General features: G+C 60.4%; 17 protein-coding genes. 6 read left to right on the forward strand and 11 right to left on the reverse strand.

The features are described from left to right. Positions 1-362 precede the first annotated feature (362 nt). From metH to HYPMC_RS09740, 5 genes are read right to left on the reverse strand one after another with little or no spacing between them, the layout of a single operon-like run. Positions 363-3,059, reverse strand: a complete 2,697-nt coding sequence (gene metH, locus HYPMC_RS09720; protein ID WP_024275883.1) for a methionine synthase — start codon at positions 3,057-3,059, stop codon at positions 363-365. 49 nt (positions 3,060-3,108) lie between these two features. Next, on the reverse strand, positions 3,109-3,801 hold the full coding sequence (locus HYPMC_RS09725) for a class I SAM-dependent methyltransferase (RefSeq protein ID WP_157135422.1): 693 nt from the start codon (positions 3,799-3,801) through the stop codon (positions 3,109-3,111). A gap of 4 nt (positions 3,802-3,805) precedes the next feature. Then, positions 3,806-4,867: a homocysteine S-methyltransferase family protein gene (locus HYPMC_RS09730; protein ID WP_024275884.1), complete on the reverse strand. Its 1,062-nt coding sequence runs from the start codon at positions 4,865-4,867 to the stop codon at positions 3,806-3,808. Positions 4,868-4,893: 26 nt separating this feature from the next. Next, a complete protein-coding gene (metF, locus tag HYPMC_RS09735) occupies positions 4,894-5,808 on the reverse strand; it encodes a methylenetetrahydrofolate reductase [NAD(P)H] (protein ID WP_013947741.1) in 915 nt (304 codons plus the stop codon). Next, complete coding sequence (locus HYPMC_RS09740) at positions 5,808-6,821, reverse strand: metalloregulator ArsR/SmtB family transcription factor (RefSeq protein WP_244421013.1); 1,014 nt, start codon at positions 6,819-6,821, stop codon at positions 5,808-5,810. The genes metF and HYPMC_RS09740 overlap by 1 nt, the downstream gene beginning before the upstream one ends. A 155-nt stretch (positions 6,822-6,976) precedes the next feature. Between HYPMC_RS09740 and HYPMC_RS09745 the strand changes: the two genes are divergently transcribed. The 3 genes from HYPMC_RS09745 to HYPMC_RS09760 all read left to right on the forward strand — a co-directional run bounded on the left by HYPMC_RS09745 (position 6,977) and on the right by HYPMC_RS09760 (position 9,206). Beyond that, entirely contained in the window at positions 6,977-7,597 is a 621-nt protein-coding gene (locus tag HYPMC_RS09745) for a hypothetical protein (protein WP_024275885.1), read from the forward strand. A 279-nt stretch (positions 7,598-7,876) separates the two neighbouring features. Beyond that, positions 7,877-8,326: an ABC transporter substrate-binding protein gene (locus HYPMC_RS09750; protein ID WP_244421014.1), complete on the forward strand. Its 450-nt coding sequence runs from the start codon at positions 7,877-7,879 to the stop codon at positions 8,324-8,326. Positions 8,327-8,588: 262 nt separating this feature from the next. Then, positions 8,589-9,206, forward strand: a complete 618-nt coding sequence (locus HYPMC_RS09760) for a PRC-barrel domain-containing protein (protein WP_024275887.1) — start codon at positions 8,589-8,591, stop codon at positions 9,204-9,206. 64 nt (positions 9,207-9,270) lie between these two features. On the opposite strand, the gene ettA is transcribed toward HYPMC_RS09760, so the two are convergent. Continuing rightward, positions 9,271-10,929 (reverse strand): energy-dependent translational throttle protein EttA, encoded by a 1,659-nt coding sequence (ettA, locus tag HYPMC_RS09765; RefSeq protein ID WP_013947747.1) that lies wholly within the window; start codon positions 10,927-10,929, stop codon positions 9,271-9,273. 153 nt (positions 10,930-11,082) lie between these two features. Between ettA and HYPMC_RS09770 the strand changes: the two genes are divergently transcribed. Further along, complete coding sequence (locus HYPMC_RS09770) at positions 11,083-11,817, forward strand: DUF1003 domain-containing protein (RefSeq protein ID WP_013947749.1); 735 nt, start codon at positions 11,083-11,085, stop codon at positions 11,815-11,817. A 109-nt stretch (positions 11,818-11,926) separates the two neighbouring features. Here the strand turns inward: HYPMC_RS09770 and HYPMC_RS09775 are convergent, their stop codons facing one another. Both HYPMC_RS09775 and HYPMC_RS09780 read right to left on the reverse strand, forming a co-directional pair. Next, positions 11,927-12,676, reverse strand: a complete 750-nt coding sequence (locus HYPMC_RS09775; protein WP_013947750.1) for a CPBP family intramembrane glutamic endopeptidase — start codon at positions 12,674-12,676, stop codon at positions 11,927-11,929. A gap of 22 nt (positions 12,677-12,698) precedes the next feature. Next, complete coding sequence (locus HYPMC_RS09780) at positions 12,699-13,748, reverse strand: mitochondrial fission ELM1 family protein (RefSeq protein WP_013947751.1); 1,050 nt, start codon at positions 13,746-13,748, stop codon at positions 12,699-12,701. Between the two features lie 115 nt (positions 13,749-13,863). Here HYPMC_RS09780 and HYPMC_RS09785 point away from each other — a divergent pair, with 115 nt between their 5' ends. Together HYPMC_RS09785 and HYPMC_RS09790 are read left to right on the forward strand one after the other, a co-directional pair. Further along, positions 13,864-14,352 carry an Lrp/AsnC family transcriptional regulator gene (locus HYPMC_RS09785; RefSeq protein ID WP_013947752.1) on the forward strand — a complete coding sequence of 163 codons (489 nt, stop codon included), beginning with the start codon at positions 13,864-13,866 and terminating at the stop codon, positions 14,350-14,352. Positions 14,353-14,379: 27 nt separating this feature from the next. After that, positions 14,380-14,943 carry a hypothetical protein gene (locus HYPMC_RS09790; RefSeq protein WP_013947753.1) on the forward strand — a complete coding sequence of 188 codons (564 nt, stop codon included), beginning with the start codon at positions 14,380-14,382 and terminating at the stop codon, positions 14,941-14,943. A gap of 24 nt (positions 14,944-14,967) precedes the next feature. Here the strand turns inward: HYPMC_RS09790 and greA are convergent, their stop codons facing one another. The 3 genes from greA to HYPMC_RS09805 all read right to left on the reverse strand — a co-directional run bounded on the left by greA (position 14,968) and on the right by HYPMC_RS09805 (position 20,233). After that, complete coding sequence (gene greA, locus HYPMC_RS09795; RefSeq protein ID WP_013947754.1) at positions 14,968-15,456, reverse strand: transcription elongation factor GreA; 489 nt, start codon at positions 15,454-15,456, stop codon at positions 14,968-14,970. A gap of 125 nt (positions 15,457-15,581) precedes the next feature. Then, entirely contained in the window at positions 15,582-18,857 is a 3,276-nt protein-coding gene (gene carB, locus HYPMC_RS09800; RefSeq protein ID WP_013947755.1) for a carbamoyl-phosphate synthase large subunit, read from the reverse strand. A gap of 152 nt (positions 18,858-19,009) precedes the next feature. Continuing rightward, positions 19,010-20,233: an MFS transporter gene (locus HYPMC_RS09805; protein ID WP_013947756.1), complete on the reverse strand. Its 1,224-nt coding sequence runs from the start codon at positions 20,231-20,233 to the stop codon at positions 19,010-19,012. Positions 20,234-20,268: the final 35 nt, after the last annotated feature.

Genomic DNA, 20,268 nt, shown 5'->3' on the forward strand with positions numbered 1-20,268 from the left:
GCAAAATGCTTTTTTCTTGTCAGCGACGCGGACTGCTAGGTAGCGTCCGGCCTGCGCTTCGAAGAGGGAAGCGAGGCGAATTCAGAAGCATCTCGACCTCGGAGGTGTGACATGAGTCTGCAAGGCGGTCTTAACGTTCTTGCCGTAGGAATGTCGTTTGGATTCGTGATTTTGGTCGTGCTCGGGACCTTTTGAGAGCGACCGTCTGGAGGAAATGCCTGAAACAGTAATCCCACGCACGATGCTCCAAGGAGCCAACGAGACGGGGGACTATTTCTGGGATGTCTGGCGCGAGCCAAACGACCATACGGCGCGGGTACACACCGCGCCGATTTTTTTGGCGAACGCAACGTCCAAGCTAATCAAGCGGCAGCGTTGACGGAACCTGTTCTTTCGTAGTTCAGGACCGGTGCCAGCCAGCGCTCCGCCTCTTCGACCGTCCAGCCTTTACGCGCGGCATAGTCTTCGACCTGGTCGCGCTCGACCTTGCCGACGCCGAAGTAATGGCTTTCCGGATTTGCGAAGTAGAGGCCGGAAACGGACGCGCCCGGCCACATCGCGTAGCTTTCCGTCAGCGTGATGCCGGTTTGCTTTTCGACGTCCATCAGCGTCCAAAGCGTTGCCTTCTCAGTGTGATCAGGCTGCGCCGGATAGCCAGGTGCCGGGCGGATACCTTGGTATTTTTCAAGGATCAGATCGTCGTTCGAGAGCGTTTCGCTCTTGGCGTAGCCCCACAACTCGCGGCGCACCTTCGCGTGCATCGCTTCGGCAAATGCTTCGGCAAGGCGATCGCACAAGGCCTTCGTCATGATGCGCGTGTAATCGTCGGTCTTCTTAACGTGGCGCTCGATCGCTTCTTCCTCGCCAAGTCCTGCGGTGACGGCAAAGCCACCGATATAATCGGCGAGCCCCGTCTCTTTCGGCGCGATGAAGTCGGACAGCGCGGTGTGCGCACGATTGCGCGAAGGATCGCGCGCGATCTGCTGGCGCAGCGTATAGAGCGTCGCCGTCTGCGCAGCGCGCGTATCATCCTGGTAGAGCGCGATGTCGTCGCCGATGCTGTTCGCAGGCCAGAAGCCGACGACGGCGGACGCCTTCACCCATTTCTCGGCGACGATGCGCTTCAGTAACGCCTGCGCATCATCGAAGAGTTTCTTCGCTTCAGAGCCGACCTTGTTGTCAGTCAGGATCTGCGGATAGCGGCCTGCAAGCTCCCACGTCTGGAAGAAGGGCGTCCAGTCGATATAGGGCACGAGCGACGCGAGCGGATAATCGGCGAACGTGCGTGCGCCGAGGAAGCTCGGCTTTACGGGCTTGTACGCGTTCCAATCGATCTTGAACTTGTTATCGCGCGCAGCTTTCAGTGTGATGCGTTGCTTCCTTGCTTCGTTCGCAAGGTGCGCTTCGCGGACTTTCGCATACTCAGTTTTGATATTCTGGACGAACGGCGTCTTCTCCGTGTCCGACAACAGGTTCGACACGACGCCAACCGCGCGGCTGGCGTCGAGCACGTAGACGGCCTGCCCGCGATGATAGTTCGGATTGATCTTGACGGCCGTGTGCACCTTGCTCGTCGTCGCGCCACCGATCAGCAGCGGCACGGAGAAGCCTTCGCGTTCCATCTCGGCGGCAACAAAGCACATCTCGTCGAGCGACGGCGTGATGAGGCCCGAAAGGCCGATCATGTCGACCTTCTCTTTCTTCGCCGTCTCGAGAATTTTCGCAGCGGGCACCATAACGCCGAGGTCGATGACCTCATAGTTGTTACACTGAAGAACAACGCCGACGATGTTCTTGCCGATGTCGTGGACGTCGCCCTTCACCGTCGCCATCAGGATCTTCCCGGCGGCGGGCTTGGCTTCAAGGCCGGAAGCTTTCTTCTCGGCTTCCAGGAATGGCTGCAGATAGGCGACGGCCTGTTTCATCACGCGCGCGGACTTCACCACCTGCGGCAGGAACATTTTGCCTGCGCCGAAGAGATCGCCGACGACGTTCATGCCCGCCATCAGCGGGCCTTCGATGACGTGCAGGGGCTTGTCGGCCTTGGCGCGGGCTTCTTCCGTGTCGATCTCGATGAAATCAGTGATGCCGTGAACAAGCGCATGCGTAAGGCGTGCCTCGACCGGTGCCTCGCGCCAGGACAGGTCTTTCTCTTTCGCCTTCGTGCCAGAACCATCGCCTTTGAACTTCGGAGCGGCTTCGAGCAAGCGATCCGTTGCATCCGGACGTTTGTTGAGGATCACGTCCTCGCAAAGCTCGCGCAGCTCGGCGGGAATGTCATCGTAAACCGTCAGCTGACCGGCGTTGACGATGCCCATGTCCATGCCGGCCTGAATGGCATAGTAGAGAAACACCGAGTGCATCGCTTGGCGCACCGGCTCGTTGCCGCGGAAGGCGAACGACAGGTTCGAGACGCCGCCTGAAATGTGCGTCAACGGCATCTTCTCTTTGATCTGGCGCGCTGCTTCGATGAAGGCGATGCCGTAACCGTTGTGCTCTTCGATGCCGGTTGCGACGGCGAAGATGTTCGGGTCGAAGATGATATCTTCCGGGGGGAAACCAACTTTCTCGGTCAAAATTTTGTAGGCGCGTTCGCAAATCGAAACCTTGCGCTCGATGGTGTCGGCCTGTCCGGCTTCATCAAACGCCATGACGACGACGGCCGCGCCGTAGCGCAGGACCTTGCGCGCATGCTCCAAGAACGGCCCCTCGCCTTCCTTCAGCGAGATCGAATTGACGATCGGCTTGCCTTGCACGCACTTCAGACCCGACTCGATGACGCTCCATTTCGAGCTGTCGATCATGATCGGCACACGGCTGATGTCGGGTTCAGACGCGATGAGGTTGAGGAACGTCTCCATCGCTTTTTCGGAATCGAGCAGGCCCTCGTCCATGTTGACGTCGATAACCTGCGCGCCCGCTTCAACCTGCTGGCGCGCAACGGCGAGTGCGCCGGCATAGTCGTTCTGCTCGATCAGCTTGCGAAACTTCGCGGAGCCCGTGACGTTTGTGCGCTCACCGACGTTGATGAACGATTGCGCTGCGTTGGCTGTGGTCATCAGTCGAATTCCATTTTGAATTGGCAGAAGATAAATGTGCTAACGGCTTTCATGCGAATGCCAGCCAACCCTTGATGGCAAGTCCGCGGAAGATCGGCGTCAGGCGCTTGAAACCGGCGCTCTCAAGCAGCTCCTCTTCGCGCTGCTCAGACACGACCGAGACTTTCTTGAAGTTCTCGGCATTGCTCGCAGCAACTTCGGCTGATATGCCGTTGCGAATGGCATGGCGCTTCCAGATGCGGCGAAGCAGCTCGGTTTGGTCATCGCCGGCAACACCCACGCCGTCAACGACGGCAAACGGCGCGCCCGGCTTCAGCCGCTTATAAATGGCCTCGAAGAAGGCCAGTTTCGCGCCGTCGTCCGGAACAAAATGGGCGGTCAATATGCACGTCGCAGCGTCGAAGTTTTTTTCTGCGAGATTGTCGATGGTCGTCGCATGCACCTTACTGCGCAAACCGACGGGCGTTCGGCCAAGACGCTTGTGCGCCAATTCGACCATCGGCTCATAGGTATCGACGCCGACGAACGACCAATCCGGATTGTTCAGTCCAAGGCGCAAAATTTCTTCGCCCCCACCCGCGCCGACGACCAAGATTTTGGCCGGCCCTTGCGGAATGAGTTCAAGAAGCGCGGATTCGACAATCGCGAAGATGGCTTGCCGGCCGGGAATGAATTGCTCGGCCAGCTTCGCGTAGTCATCGAGATCGGGCAGCTTCTGATCTTCGAATTTCAACGCTGTCATTGCATCATCCATGTACGAACGGTTCGAGGCCGGAGAGGCGCAAGCGCGGTTCGACTTTCGTGATCGTGCGCGGCTTGTAGCCTTTCGCGTGGCTCGCGATGTGGGCGATGTGATCGGGCGTCGAGCCGCAGCATCCACCAACGACGTTAATCAAGCCATCCGCCAGCCATGGCTCGATCTTGCAGGCCATATCGTGCGGGTTCTCGTCATACTCGCCCATGGCGTTGGGAAGACCCGCATTCGGATAGGCCGAGATGCGAACGTCGGCGACATGCGAAAGCTCGGCGATGTAGGGACGCATCAGCTCCGCGCCGAGAGCGCAGTTGAGGCCGATCGAAAACGGCCTCAGATGCCGCATCGAATACCAAAAAGCTTCCGCCGTTTGTCCTGAGAGCGTGCGGCCCGAACGGTCGGTGATCGTTCCCGAAATCATGACCGGAAGTTCGAGATCCTTTTCCTCGAAAACTTCGAGCGTCGCGAAACCGGCGGCTTTCGCGTTCAAGGTGTCGAAGATCGTCTCGATCAGGATGATATCCGAACCGCCGTCGATCAGCCCCCGCACCTGCTCTTTATATGCATCGCGCAACTCATCGAAGTTGACATTGCGAAAGCCCGGATTGTTGACGTCCGGCGAGATCGACGCGGTACGGTTGGTCGGGCCGACGGCGCCTGCAACAAAGCGCGGTTTGTCCGGCGTCTTCTTTGTCCACTCGTCCGCCGCGCGGCGCGCGATCTTCGCGGCCTCGACGTTGATCTCGTAGGCCAGGTCTTCCATGTGATAGTCGGCCAGCGAGATACGCTGCGCATTGAACGTATTCGTCTCGATGATATCGGCGTTGGCGCGCAGATACTTGCCGTGGATCTCTTCGATGATCTCCGGCTGGGTTAACACGAGCAGATCGTTATTGCCTTTGATGTCTTTCGAATGATCCTGAAAGCGCTCGCCGCGATAGTGGTTTTCGCCGAGCTTATACTGCTGGATCATCGTGCCCATGGCGCCGTCGATGATGAGGATGCGTTCGCTCGCAGCCTTTTCCAGCGCGGCCCAACTTGGTTTCCGTCTCATGTCACGCCTCGACTTTCCGAATGTGATTACGCCGCGTTGGCGTTGGCCGCTCTCGCCGCGCGAAGGCCAAGAAGATGGCAGATCGCGTAGACGAGGTCGGCACGGTTCAACGTATAGAAGTGGAATTTCTTGATGCCCTCGTCGACGAGGTCCATCACCTGCTCGGTCGCGACGGCGGCGGCGACGAGATGCGACGTCGCGCTGTCGTCTTCGAGGCCTTCGAAGCGGCGCGCGAGCCATGACGGGACCGTCGCCCCTGCGCGTTTGGCAAAGCCTGCGACCTGCTTGAAGTTGTGGATCGGAACGATCCCAGGCGAGATCGGTACCCAGATGCCTGCCGCGCGCGCCCGTTCGAGATAACGCAGGAAATACGCATTGTCGAAGCCGAACTGCGTGATGATGCGATCGGCGCCGGCATCGACCTTGGCCTTGAGATTATCGAGATCGGCTTCGATCGATTGACTTTCCGGATGCTTCTCCGGATAGCCCGCGACCGAGATTTCAAAATCCGCGATGCGCTTCAACCCCGCAACAAGATCGGCCGCATTCTGATAGCCGTCTGGATGCGGCTCGTACTTCGTGCCCGCGCCGTGGACCGGATCGCCACGCAGGGCGACGATGTGGCGGACACCTTCGCTCCAATACTGGCGCGCGACGGCATCGACCTCGTCCTTCGTCGCGTCAACACAGGTAAGATGAGCGGCAGGCTTCAGGTCCGTTTCCTTGAGGATGCGCGTGACGGTCGAGTGCGTGCGTTCACGTGTCGAGCCGCCGGCACCATACGTCACCGAAACAAATTCGGGATGCAGCGGCGCAAGGCGCGAGATCGCAGACCACAGCGTCTCTTCCATCTTTTCCGTCTTCGGCGGAAAGAATTCGAAGCTGACGACGATGTCGCCCGAGCCGAGCAGCTTGCTCTTGCGTTCGCTATTTTGTGCCATCAGCGTGCTCCCTCGCGCACGTCTTCAACGGGTGCGCTTATCTTTGTAATCGGCATTTGCGTGACCGGACGTTCGGCAAGCCAGACCGTGACGGTCAGCATGTCGTCGCGGCCATCGGCTTTGGGTGTCAGGTCTTCGACAGATTTCGGCGCCAGGCCGGCATCTTTCAGCCAGCCTGCTACTTGCTCGTGGGTAAAGCCGAGGCGTTCGTGAGCCTCGCGCGTGCGCAAGAATTCGAGCTCGTGCGGTGCGAAGTCGACGATCAGCAGCTTGCCGCCCGGCGTCAGCACGCGCGCCGCTTCGCGAATGGCGAGCGCCGGATCGGACAGAAAGTGCAGCACCTGATGCATGACGACGGCGTCGGCCTGTGCATCCGCCAGCGCCAGCGAATAGATATCGCCGTGGCGAACCTGCGCCTTGCCGCAGCCCTTGGCGTTCAGGTTGGCGCGCGCGTAGGTCAACATGGTTTGATTGACATCCAGACCCAGGCCGCGCTCGAAACGGTCGGCGAAAAGTTCGAGCGTGCGGCCGGTGCCGGTGCCGAGATCAACGAAGAAATCGAAAGTCCCATCGCCTAGCGCCCGGCGCATCGCGGCCTCGACGTCATTTTCCGCGACGTGAAGCGTGCGGATGCGGTCCCAGTCGGCGGCATGTTCTTCGAAGAAAGTCTGCGCGACCGACTCGCGTTCGCGCTTCAAGGTCTCGGCGCGCTCGCGGTCACGGCGGACGGAGGCTTCCGAGGGATCCACATCGGCCACGAGGCGCAGCGCCAAGCGCCCGCCCGGCTGGCGATCAGAAATATGAAAGTAGACCCAGCTGCCGTCGCGGAAGCGCTCGATCAGGCCCGCCTCGCATAGCAGCTTCAAGTGGCGGCTGATGCGCGGCTGGCTTTGCCCGAGGATCAGGGTCAGATCCTTGACGTTCAGTTCGCCGCCAGCGAGCAGCAGGAGAATGCGCAGACGCGTCGGCTCGGCGGCCGCCTTCAGCGCCGCCACCAAGTCAGCCGTTCGCATTTCCTCTGAGCTGGACATGCGCGGGAAGATATAAAGATATGTTTATATGTCAAGGGGCGTTTGGTGGTCGCGAAAACAGTACGGTGCTTAACCGCCTTTTAGAGAAATTTACCATAAGGTCGCCGGCAGTGCTCGCGCGGGGGTTGAGTTGCGTCATGCAGCGTTGTGGTTTTGAAGTCATTGAAGTCTCAGGCGATCCCGGTTGCCTTCCGATCACGATCCGACAGACAAATTCGAAAATGGCGAAACTGCCCGGCCTCTTGCTGATGACTGCGCTGGCGGGCTTGATCGTGCTGCCCCAGCTCGGGTTTGCGGTTTACGCACTTACCTCCGCGGATGTGCGCCGCGCCCTGGTTTCGAACCCGGTTGTGGCCATCGAGTTGGCGCTGGCGCTGGTCTTCTGGGTCGGCCTGATCATTTGGCCGCTGCGCAACATATTGATCGCGTTGATTTCCAGCCGTCTGGTCGATATCCGCGAAGGAAGCGTGAAGGTCGTCGACCGGACGCCGTTTTCGACGACGCTCTGGGATATGCCGTTGGCGAGTTTCGAGGGCGTCGCGCTACACACGCGCACGTCGCTGTCGGGCGTTCGCCAGGAAGCTGTATTGGTGCATCCGAATAAAAATCGCAGCATCATTCTGATGGCGGCAGATCGAATCGGTGGAACGGAATTCGATAGGCTTTGTCAGGCGTTGAGCCTTCCCGTCGTGTCGGCGGGGCGGCTCTACGATCTCGGCGATAAGCCTCGCGAACGACAAAATGCTGTGGCCGCATAGCCATCCAGCATTGTTTTGACGTGATTGTTGCCTCTGTAGCGTGACGAGAGGCTTGTTTCGATAGGGCGACAGTAGCAGAATCGGCCAAGAGCCCCTGCTACTTCGGGATGGTTTTGGGGACGACGAATGCGAGGGTTTGAGATGGGGTGGGCAATTTCACAGCGAATTCGCTCCGCCAGTTGGCTGGCTGTTTTGTTTGTATGTTTTGCAGGCGTTTCCGCGAGCGGCGCTCGCGCTGAATCTCCTGCCGTTTATATGCAGCGTGTCCAGAATGAGCTCATGTACGCGCAGCGTCAGGGCGGCATTTCCGCTTACGCCAACGTGCTGCGCCGGCACATGGATGTTCCCAACATCGGCCTGACGGCGCTCGGCCCGCACGCGCGGACGCTGCCGAAGGCCGATCGGCCTGCCTACTACAACGGCATGATCAACTTCATCGCGAAGTACGCCGCCACGCAGGGCCCGAAATACATCGTCACCAGCGCCGTCGTCACCGGACAGGGTCCGGGCGATGCGGGCGGCACGAACGTCGACAGCCACATCACGCTGTCTGACGGCTCGGGCTACGATATTCGCTGGCTCGTGATGAAAACCAAGGAAGGCTATAAGGTCCGCGACGCGCAGGTTGTCGGCTTTTGGATGACGACCTTCCTGGATGACCTCTTCCAGAATTATATCACCGAGAACGGCAATAATCCGCGGGCACTCGTCCTGGCGCTGAGCCGCTAAGACAATACCGTTCCATTCGGGCAGCTTTGGCATCTGACATTGCGCCAATTGCCCGGAAGTGTGCTTTTCAGGCGTCGCTCTTCGGGCGACGCCTGTTCTTTATCGACATCGGCGCTGTTCGCCCCATTTACGTCCAGCTTTGCATCGACAAAGCGCCGCACCCTTGCATCGCCATCGAGCATAGGGGAGCAAAAAGCCCGCATACGTTCTATATGAAACGCGGGTTACGTTGGTGGTGGGGATGGAATTGGGGTCCAGGTTTATGACGTTTTCGAAATTGCGTTTGGCGCCGGGAATGGCTCTCGTCGTCTCGATGTCTTGCTTTTGTGTGTCTCAGGCGCAGCCGGTCTGGTGCCAGGAACAGGATCAGCAGGCTCCCGCCGAGGGCGAACAGACCGCACCCGAACAGACCGCACCCGAGCAGGCCGCCCCGGCAGACGGCGGTGCCGCGGCGCAGCCCAGCGGCGACAGTGCAGAACCATCAGCCGCGCCGTCGGAGCAAGCTCCTGCGGATAGCGGGACGGAAGCGCCGCCTGCCGACAGCGGCGCAACAGAGGCGCCAGCTCAGCCCGAGCAACCAGCAGCAACCGAAGGCGCGCCTGCGGAAGGCGGTACCGCAATCAACGCCAGTCAAATTCAGATCGGCGCGGCGGTGTTCGGCTCAGATGGCGCCAAGATCGGCGAAGTCAACGGCGTGAAGTCTGACGACAGCGGCAAGGTGCAGGAAATTCTCGTCACCGATGGCATGCCCGCGGGCATCAACGCCAAAGTCTTCGAGGTTCCGGCCGACAAGATCTCGAGCGTCGCGGACGGCGTGAAGCTGTCGCTCACTTCGGAGGAAGCCAAGCAGCTTCCAATCATCGACAACAGCAACGGGTGAAGCTTTCGATTGTGGCTTCCGACTCTCCTTCGTCGAGCCGGCCGGAAGCCACATTTCCCCTTCCCTATCGCTCGAACCGCTTGAACTTGATGCGGTGCGGTTCGACGGCCTGATCGCCGAGACGGCGCTTCTTGTCTTCTTCGTAGTCGGCGAAGTTGCCTTCGAACCATTCGACATGGCTATCGCCTTCGAAGGCGAGGATGTGCGTGGCAAGGCGGTCGAGGAAGAAGCGGTCATGCGAGATCACCACGGCGCAGCCGGGGAAATCTTCGAGTGCCGCTTCGAGCGCGCCGAGCGTCTCTGTGTCGAGGTCGTTCGTCGGCTCGTCGAGCAGCAGCAAGTTGCCGCCCTCTTTCAGGAGCTTCGCGAGATGCACGCGGTTGCGTTCGCCGCCTGACAGCATGCCGACCTTCTTCTGCTGGTCGGCACCCTTGAAGTTGAACCAGCCGCAGTAGGCACGGCTCGGAACTTCCTTCTTGCCACCGAGCAGCATCTGGTCGAGGCCGCCGGAGATCTCCTCCCAGACGGTCTTTTTGTCGTCGAGATGGGCGCGTGACTGGTCGACGTAGGCGATCTTCACCGTGTCGCCGAGGCGGATCGTTCCGCTGTCGGGCTGTTCTGCCCCAGTCAGCATCTTGAACAGCGTCGTCTTACCGGCGCCGTTCGGACCGATGACGCCGACGATGCCGCCGGGCGGCAGCTTGAACGAGAGACCATCGATCAGCAGGCGGTCGCCGAAGCCTTTCGTCAGGCCGTCGGCTTCGATCACAACGCCGCCAAGTCGCGGGCCTGTCGCGATTTGGATCGAGGCGCGGCCGTTCTCCTCGCGGCCGGCTTCGTCAGCCAGCTTCTCATAAGCCGTGATACGGGCCTTCGACTTGGCCTGACGGGCCTTAGGCGACGAGCGGATCCATTCCAACTCGCGCGAGAGCGCCTTCTGCTTGCTTTCTTCCTGGGCCTTCTCGGTCGCCTCGCGTTTGGCCTTCTGTTCAAGCCAGCCCGAGTAGTTGCCCTTCCACGGCACGCCCTGCCCGCGGTCGAGTTCGAGCGTCCATTCGGTGATGTTGTCGAGGAAATAGCGGTCATGAGTGACGAGGATCACGCAGCCCGCGTATTCCTTCAGGTAGCGTTCGAGCCAGGCGACGCTTTCGGCGTCGAGATGGTTGGTCGGCTCGTCGAGAAGCAGAATATCGGGCTTCGACAGCAGGAGCTTCGTCAGCGCAACGCGACGCTTTTCGCCGCCCGACAGCTTCGTGACGTCGGCATCGCCCGGCGGCGAGCGCAAAGCATCGAGCGCCTGTTCGACCTGGGCGTCGAGGTCCCAGAGATCCTGGGCGTCAATCTGGTCCTGAAGAGCCGTCATCTCGTCGGCAGTCTCTTCGGAATAGTTCGCCGCGATCTCGTTGTAGCGATCGAGGATGGCTTTTTTCTCCGCGACGCCTTCCATGGCATTGCCGAGCACATCCTTTTCGGGATCGAGTTCCGGCTCCTGCGGCAGATAGCCGACCTTGATGCCGTCGGCGGCCCAGGCTTCGCCCGTGAAATCGTCGATCCGGCCAGCCATGATCTTCAGCAGCGTCGATTTACCAGCGCCGTTGAGGCCGACGACGCCAATTTTGGCGCCCGGCAGGAACGACAGCGAAATGTCCTTCAGCACCTGCTTCCCGCCCGGATAGGTCTTGGAAAGCTTATGCATGTGATAAACGTACTGATGTGCAGCCATGAACGGCGCCTCTATGACCTTAAGTTCGAGGGATTTGATCGGCCTTCTAGCCGATTGCGGCGGCTTGCTCAATTATATCATTGAGCGCGTGCGCGACGTGCCGCGGCCGGGTACCCCGGATATATAGGGACGCGTTTCCAAAAGAGGACAGGGATGGCGGATCAGATCCCCGAAAACGGTAAAGTGCCCGAAAATGGCAAGGCATCGAAGCCGAAAATAGTCTGCTCCTTGACGGGCAAGGAATATTCGCGCGGCGCCGTGGTCAGTATTGCGACGGTTATGCCCTCGCTGGTCGAGCGCATACGTAAAGATTACCCCGACCTGAAAGACGATGCGTTCGTTTCGCGCAAGGAACTTGATCGCTATCGCACGCTCTACGTGACGGAACTCCTTCGGGATGAATCTGGCGATGTCAGCGAGATCGAGAAGCAAGTTGCGGAAAGTCTTGCAACGCATGAAACGCTTGCCGAGAACGTCGAAGAAGAATTTTCGGCCAAGCGTTCCGTGGGCGAGATCTTATCGGACGGCTTGGCTCAGTTCGGCGGCAGCTGGACGTTTCTCATCGTGTTTGCCGCGTTCCTCGGCATATGGATGCTTTACAATTCCTATCGCGCCGGAGCAGCGTTCGACCCTTACCCCTATATTCTGCTGAATCTTATTCTTTCAACGATCGCAGCTGTTCAGGCTCCGATCATCATGATGAGCCAGCGGCGACAAGAAGAGAAAGACCGGCTGCGCTCGCTGAACGACTACCGCGTCAATCTCAAGGCCGAGCTGGAAATTCGCCACCTGCATGAAAAAATCGATCATCTGATCAATAAACAATGGCAGCGGCTGGCAGAGATTCAGTCGTTGCAGCTCGACAAATTGGCGGAGCGCAGGAAGTAGCGGGCTCTTTGGTTTGAGCTTGGCGACTGACAGTCCGCGAGCCCACCTCCCGCATGGCTTTTTGGGGTGCAGGCGACTCCCCTACAGGGAGCCGGCCGCCAGCACATTGTCACCAAGCCGGGTTCTTGACCCCGGTGAAGAAGTAGACGCCGAGGCCAATCGTAAAAACAAGCCAGCCCCACAGGACGTGCTCGATATAGACGGCCCAGAACGAGCGCGAGCGTTCGTAGCGCCACGCGAGCAGCAATCCGACGACGAACGTTCCGCCAACGGCGATCCAGTTGCGGAACAGGACATGGCCGAAGCCGAACGCCAATGCGTTCGCGAGAATGAGCGTCCAGCGTGAGTTGAACAGCACGCCGTAGCGGTGAAAGAAGAAGACGCGATAGGCGAACTCCTGCGCTAGGACCGACGTGAACGGATAAAGCACCATGATCTTCAGCCAAAGTCCGGGGCGCTCGGCCGCGAGGGAGAACAACCTGTCAGGCATGATCGCCGCGACGAGCCCGGCCACAACGAGACTTCCAATTGCGAAGATCAGGAAGATCGAAAGAAGCGTGGCGCGGTCGGGCCAGCGTGCCAGTTCCTGTTTCAGGCTGTAGCTTTTGTCGAAATAGAGAAACGCGATGAAACCGGCGAGCACAGGCGGGAGCGCATAGAACAGCGGCACACGGTAATCGAATACGGCGATGCGCATTAGCATCGGCAGCCCGATGTAGATGAGGCCGAATTCCAGCCATAGCTGCAATCGACGCGCGTCGGAGAGCGGCGGAATGGCAGCGCCATCATCGACAGTTCCGGCCGCCGTTATCCTGCCGGTGGCTCCGATGACGTCTTTTGTTAGGAAAGAGGCTGTCATCGAAACTCCCGCGCTGAACGGCTTAGGATCGGGTGGCGTTGACGAGCCCCGGCAGCATCGCGGCGCGCTTCAGCCAGCGCCTGCGAATTTCGTCGGCGATCGTGTCAGCGGAGTGAAGCGGCTTATAGCTCCACATTGATAACGGGCCGCCGGCAGCTGGCAGCGCACGGGTTGCTCCGTAGGCCGCAAGGGCTGCATGGAAACGGTCGAACTTCGGACTACCGCCCGTCGGTGAGAACAGGAAGATCGGACGGCCAGTGGCGGCGGCCTCGCAGATCATGCTGACGCTGTCGGCGGTGATGACGAAAGCATCCGCTTGCGCGAGGAAGTCCGGATAAGGGTTGGGACCGTCCCCGTTCCAGAAGATGGCAGGCTTACCGGCCATGGTCTGTTGAAGGCGCTTGGCCAAGCGTTCCGGCGTCCGCCGCGAGGTGGTGAGCATCAGACCGGCGCCGTTGTCGATAAGCGCGCCGAGGGAAGCCACGAGGCGCTCTTCGTCAGCGTCCGTGTAGTGATAATCGCCGTTCGGGCCACCGATGAGGCAGGCGATCCGAGGCGTCGGCAGCGCAGCGATCGCGGCAGGAATATTGGCCCTCAATGCTTCGAGCCGAGCCGGAGAAAACCGGTGCGGCGCAGTCAGCGTCGTGACGACGTTCGGACCGCGGCGGCTGTCATGCTGCGGCACCCAGATGAGGTCGGCGCTATTCGGACCGGTCTTTGGGTCCATCAGGATGACTGTGTATGTCTGCAGCCCAGCGTGGCGCCGCAGCGCGCGGATGTAGGGAATGGTCGTCCGCCCGGTGGCGAACGCGAACGCTGGCCACGGCGGACCCAGCGCGCTGCCGTTCTTGCCCATGCGCTCCCCTGCCGGAAGCGGTCCCCACGGCGCCATCAGCTTGTATATGCCCGAAAGGTTACTGCGCTTGACGATGGCGTTCAGGCCGAGCGCTTCGACGACGCCCTGACACTGAGCTTCGTGGCCAGCCTTGCCGTCCGAAAAAATCCACGCGGATCGGCCGGTAATCACCGGGGGATCGCTATCGGCTGGGATCAGGTCAGACACGACTGCCATTCCCGCTCATCGACATCGCGCTTATGCCGGAACGGCATTTAAAGAAATTTGCGAAACTTTGCGCGCTGGGGACCATTCCTGATATTACTCTAACGTTTCCTGCGACGGCGCGGTCATGGCATTAGAACTCGACGAAACAGACTGGCGAATTTTGCGAGAGCTGCAAGCCGACGGCCGCATCACCAACATTGCGCTTGCCAATCGCATCGGTCTTTCAGCTCCGCCCTGCCTGCGCCGCGTTCGGGCGCTCGAAGAAGCCGGGCTTATCACACGTTATACCGCGTTGGTGGACGAAGTGAGGCTCGGATACGGGCTGACGGCCTTCGCCATGGTCCGGCTGCACAATCAAGCTGAAGCGGACCTCCACGCCTTTGAGAACCGCATTCTCGGCTGGCCCCTCGTCCGTGAAGCCTACATGCTGTCCGGCGAGAGCGACTTTATACTGAAATGCATCGCGCGCGATCTGCAGGGGTTTCAGAATTTCGTGCTGGAAGAATTGACGGCAGCGCCCAATGTCGCAAGCGTCAAGACATACCTGACGATCCGGCGTGCCAAGCGCGAACCCGGCGTTCCGATCAGCGTCGCGGGGCCTGAGGGGACGTAACCGGGCGCGACGTATTTTGGAGGGTTGATGCGGACCTTTTCTGAATGGACGTCTTGGACGGCAAAAGCTGTCCTCCTTTCGATAATTCCAAGCACCTCAGTTGCCGTCGCAGCGACGTCTGACGAACTGTTCAATACTTATTTCGGCAATGTGCTCGGCGGACTCCCCTGCTTCGCCCAAACGTTCGACGATAGGGCGCTGGCCGCCAATCCACAGCAGCGCGTGCGCAAGATCGAAATAGATCTTTCCAAGGCGAACACCGACGGCACACCGAACACGCCGGATCGCTTCACGCTCGGGTTCGCCGTCATGCTGACGTCGGGATCGGACTGGTTCGGCCAGCGAGCAAACTGTCAAACCAACGACGACGATTTCGAATGCTATCTCGAAAGCGACGGCGGCATTTTCAGGCTCACCCCGAAGAAAGACGGTCTGAAACTCGTGACCGGCGACGACGGTATTTCTGTTGATGGTGGCGATTCCGAAGTCGAGCTGTCCGGCAAGGACGGCATCGACAAGACGTTCGACCTTGTGCCGTCAAAAGAGGAATGCCAGGACGCCGCGGCGTTTTTCGAAGGCGGCAACGACTAGCCGACCTCGAACGTCTGCTTAGCTTCAGGCAGGCGGGCTTAGGCCCCACTTCACCTGCAGGATCTCAAACGTGCGGACGCCCTTCGGCGTGGTGACGTCGACGCTTTCGCCCTTCGACTTGCCGATCAGCGCGCGGGCGATGGGCGAGGAGATCGAAATCTTGCGGTCGCGCAGATTGGCTTCGGTATCGCCGACGATCATGTAGCTGACCTTCTCGCCGGAATCCTCGTCTTCCAGCGTCACGGTCGCACCGAACTTGACGGTATCGCCCGACAGCTTGGTGACGTCGATGATCTCTGCACGGTTGATCTTATCTTCGATCTCGGCGACGCGGGCCTCGTTCAGTCCCTGCTGCTCTTTGGCGGCATGGTATTCTGCGTTTTCGGAAAGATCGCCATGTGCGCGGGCTTCCGAAATGGCCGCGATGATACGCGGGCGCTCGACGGCTTTCAGCCGCTGCAATTCCTCCTCAAGGCTCTTGTAGCCCTCAAGCGTCATCGGCACCCGTTCCATCATCTTCTCCAACGTCTCAATCAATTGCGGGGATGGCCCCGACACACGCTAACAGTAAGCTTGGCAATTAGGAAAGCAATGAAGGGGCAGCCGATCTCGGGTGCCCCGTCTGGTCGGCGAACGGCTTAGCGATGCGCGAAAGCCTGCAACGGAGCCACGTCCAGGGTGTCCGATGCCAGTGCTTTGATAGCCCGTGTAACCGCTACCGCCCCCGCCAATGTTGTATAGTAGGGGATGTGGTGAAGCAAGGCCGTGCGCCGGATGTCCTTGCTATCGCTCAGAGCTTTCGAACCCTCGGTTGTATTAAAAACGAGGTTGATATCGCCATTTTTGATGGCGTCTACGATGTGCGGACGGCCTTCCAGAACCTTGTTGATGGCATCGCACTGGATGCCGTTCGCTTCCAGGAAGCGCTTGGTTCCGCGGGTCGCGACGACCTTGAAGCCCATGGCGGCCAGCTCCCGGACCGGGGCCACGACGCGGGATTTATCGCTTTCTTTGACCGAGACGAACACCGTGCCCTTGGACGGGAGTTTCTGCCCGGCGCCGAGCTGGCTCTTGCCGAAGGCCATCGCGAAGTCGTGGTCGATGCCCATGACTTCGCCCGTCGAGCGCATCTCAGGTCCCAAAATAGGATCGACACCGAGAAAACGCGCGAACGGGAAAACCGCCTCTTTGACCGCAATATGCGTGTAGGTCGGTTTCGCGAGTTTGAAATCTGCGAGCGGTTTGCCAGCCATGACTTCGGCCGCGATCGAGGCGATCGGCAGGCCGATGACTTTCGCGACGAACGGCACCGTGCGAGACGCGCGCGGATTCACTTCGAGAATAAAGACCTGTTCGTCCTTGATGGCGAACTGCACGTTCATCAGACCCACAACGCGGAGCGCCAGAGCGAGCTCGCGGGCTTGGCGTTCAAGCTCGGCGACGATGGTCGTCGAGAGCGAGTGTGGCGGCAGCGAGCAGGCGCTGTCGCCGGAGTGGATGCCCGCTTCCTCGATATGCTCCATGATACCGGCGACGAACGTATCCTTGCCGTCGGACAGGCAATCGACATCGACTTCGACAGCGTCGGTCAGATAGCTGTCAATCAGCAGCGGGCGCTTGTCGGAGACGACGAGTTCCGACGGCCTATCGAGCGTTGCCGACAGGCGCGCGACGTAACGGTCGACTTCGGCGCCGTCGTGTACGATCTCCATCGCGCGGCCGCCGAGCACGTAGGACGGACGGATGACGACGGGATAGCCAATTTCTTCGGCAATGCCGCGGGCGGCTTCCGGCGTCTTGGCGATGCCGCTCTTGGGCTGCTTGAGGTTGAGCTTATCGATCAACGCTTTGAACCGGTCGCGGTCTTCGGCGAGATCGATGGCGTCGGGCGACGTGCCGAGGATCGGAACCCCTGCCTCTTCCAGCGCGCTGGCGAGCTTCAGCGGCGTCTGGCCGCCGAACTGCACGATGACGCCCTTCAGCGAGCCTTTTCGGCTTTCGACGCGGATGATTTCGAGCACGTCTTCGGCGGTCAGCGGTTCGAAGAACAGCCGGTCGGACGTGTCATAGTCGGTCGAAACGGTCTCGGGATTGCAGTTGACCATGATCGTTTCGAAGTCGGCGGCCGTCAGCGCGAAGCAGGCGTGGCAGCAGCAGTAGTCGAATTCGATGCCCTGGCCGATGCGGTTCGGGCCTCCGCCAAGGATGACGACTTTATCCTTTGCGCTCGGATCGGCTTCGCAGACGGGATCGCCGCTGAGGCCGGTTTCGTAAGTCGAATACATATAGGCCGTGGGCGATGCAAATTCGGCAGCACACGTATCAATGCGCTTGAATACGGGCGTGACGCCCAGATCCTTGCGCAGCTTGCGGACATCGGTCTCGCTGACCTTTCCGAGCTTCGCCAAGCGCGCATCGGAGAAGCCTTGCGCCTTCAGCGCACGCAGCTGCGGCGCAGTCTTCGGCAGGCCGTGCGCGATGATGCGCGCTTCGGTGTCGGTGATCGCCTTAATCTGGCTGAGGAACCACGGGTCGATTTTGCAATACTGATGGATCTCGTCGAGCGAGAAGCCTTCGCGGAAGGCCTGCGCGACTTTCAGAATGCGGTCGGAGGTGGGGCGCGAGACGGCGGCGCGGACGACGTTCTTGTCGTCGCCCTGCCCTAGGCCTTCGAGCTGGATGTCGTCGAAGCCGGTCAGGCCCGTCTCCATCGAGCGCAGCGCTTTCTGCATGCTCTCGGCGAACGTCCGGCCGATGGCCATGGCTTCGCCCACCGACTTCATCGACGTAGTCAGCGTCGTGTCGGCACCGAGGAATTTCTCGAACGCGAAGCGGGGAATTTTCGTGACGACGTAATCAATCGTCGGCTCGAACGACGCGGGCGTGGCGCCGCCGGTGATCTCGTTCTGAATTTCGTCGAGCGTGTAGCCGACGGCGAGCTTCGCCGCGACCTTCGCGATCGGGAAGCCCGTCGCCTTCGAAGCCAACGCAGACGAGCGCGACACGCGCGGGTTCATCTCGATGACGATCAGGCGGCCGTCTGCCGGATTGACCGCGAACTGAACATTCGAGCCGCCCGTCTCAACACCGATCTCGCGCAGGACGGCAATCGAGGCGTCGCGCATGATCTGATATTCTTTATCCGTCAGCGTCAGTGCCGGTGCGACGGTGATGCTGTCGCCGGTGTGCACGCCCATCGGGTCGATGTTTTCGATCGAGCAGATGATGATGCAGTTGTCCGCCTTGTCGCGGACGACCTCCATCTCGTACTCTTTCCAGCCGATGACGCTTTCCTCGACGAGGACCTGGGACGTCGGCGAGGCATCAAGGCCGCGGTCGATAATCTCGAAATATTCCTCGCGATTGTAGGCGATGCCGCCGCCCGTACCGCCGAGCGTGAACGACGGACGGATGATCGCCGGCAGGCCGACGTGCTCAATGGCGGACGCCGCCTCGTCGCGATTGTGCACCAGACGGGAGCGCGGCGTTTCGAGCCCGATCTCTTCCATCGCCTCGCGGAACAGCTTGCGGTCCTCGGCCTTGTCGATGGCCTCAGCCTTGGCACCGATCAACTCGACGCCGTAGCGATGCAGAATGCCTTGCTTGTGCAGCGCCAGCGCGGTGTTGAGTGCGGTCTGGCCGCCCATCGTCGGCAAGATGGCGTCGGGCTTTTCCTTGGCGATGATCTTGGCCACGACTTCGGGCGTGATCGGCTCGATGTAGGTTGCATCGGCGAGGTCCGGATCGGTCATGATGGTCGCCGGATTGGAATTGACCAGGATGATCCGATAGCCCTCGTCGCGCAGCGCCTTGCAGGCCTGCGTGCCGGAATAGTCGAACTCGCACGCCTGGCCGATGACGATCGGGCCTGCGCCGATGATAAGAATGGATTTGATGTCAGTGCGTTTTGGCATGCGGCGCAAAAATTTGGCCGAGGCTCGCGGGGTGACGCGGTCGGCTCAGGGGTGGATGGAACGACGGGCTAAGGGGGCCTTATAGGCAAAGCATCGTGCCGGGGGAACCCCCGAAAATATCGCGCTGCGACGTTCTTCGCCTCAAAAGCAATTTAAGCTGTTTTTACTTTGTCATATTCCGTCCGTTCGCCGGGCAGGAACACGGTCAAAAGTCCGAGCAATGGCAGATACGAGCAAATCTCGTAGACGTAGCCGACCCCTTTGGCGTCCGCGACAAGGCCAAGCACCGCTGCGGCGATGCCTGCGATACCGAACGCTGCACCAAAGAAAATGCCGGAGATCATGCCGACTCGCCCGGGGATAAGCTCCTGCGCGAACACCACGATGGCCGGAAAAGCCGACGACATGATCAGGCCGATGACGATCGACAGAATCACGGTCCAGGTGAGATCCGCGTAGGGCAGCGCCAGAGAAAACGGCAGCGAGCCCAGGATAGAGAACCACATCACCATCTTCGGGCCGAAGCGGTCGCCGAACACGCCGCCGAGGATCGTGCCGACGGCGGACGCTCCCAGAAACGCGAACAGCATCAGCTGCGACGTCTGCACGGAAACGCCGAACTGATGGATGGCATAGAAGGTGTAGAAGCTCGCAAAGCTCGCGGTGTAGATATTCTTGGAGAACATCAGTGCAGCGAGCACCGCCAACGCGACGGCCGTGCGACCGCGGGAATGAATGAGGCCAGGGCCAAGCGATGCGCCCTTGCGCTTCGGCGCGGCGCTTGATGCCCATTCGCCGACCTTCCACAAAATCACCATAGCGACCAGCGCGATGGCTGCGAACCAGGCGATGCTCGGCTGTCCGCGCGGGACGACGATGAATGCCGCGGCCAACGGGCCGATCGCGGTGCCGAAGTTGCCACCGAGCTGAAACAGCGACTGGGCGAAGCCGTGGCGTCCGCCCGATGCCAGCCGGGCGATGCGCGAGGACTCGGGATGGAAAATCGCCGAGCCGACACCCACCAGCGCAGCGCCGATCAGCAAACCGAGGTAGCTGATGGTGAAAGCCAGCAATATGAGACCCGCAAACGTCGAGCCCATCCCGACGCTGGTCGAATAGGGAACCGGGCGTTTGTCAGTGAAGTGACCGATGAACGGCTGCAGCAGCGAGGCCGTGATCTGAAACGCCATCGTCAGCAGGCCGATCTGCCAGAAATCAAGCCGGTAGGTGGCCTTCAGCATCGGATAAATGGCGACGAGCAGCGACTGCATCACGTCGTTGAGCATATGGCTGAAGCTCACGGCGAGCAGGACGGCGAGAGAGGCGCTGGCGACCGGCGCGCGAAGCGCGGCGCGGGATGAATCGATGACGGTCATGGGAATCTCCGGACGGGCTTCTAACGCCGGAGCAC

Origin of the sequence: Hyphomicrobium sp. MC1 (assembly GCF_000253295.1) — a bacterium.
In the GTDB taxonomy this organism is placed as follows: domain Bacteria; phylum Pseudomonadota; class Alphaproteobacteria; order Rhizobiales; family Hyphomicrobiaceae; genus Hyphomicrobium_B.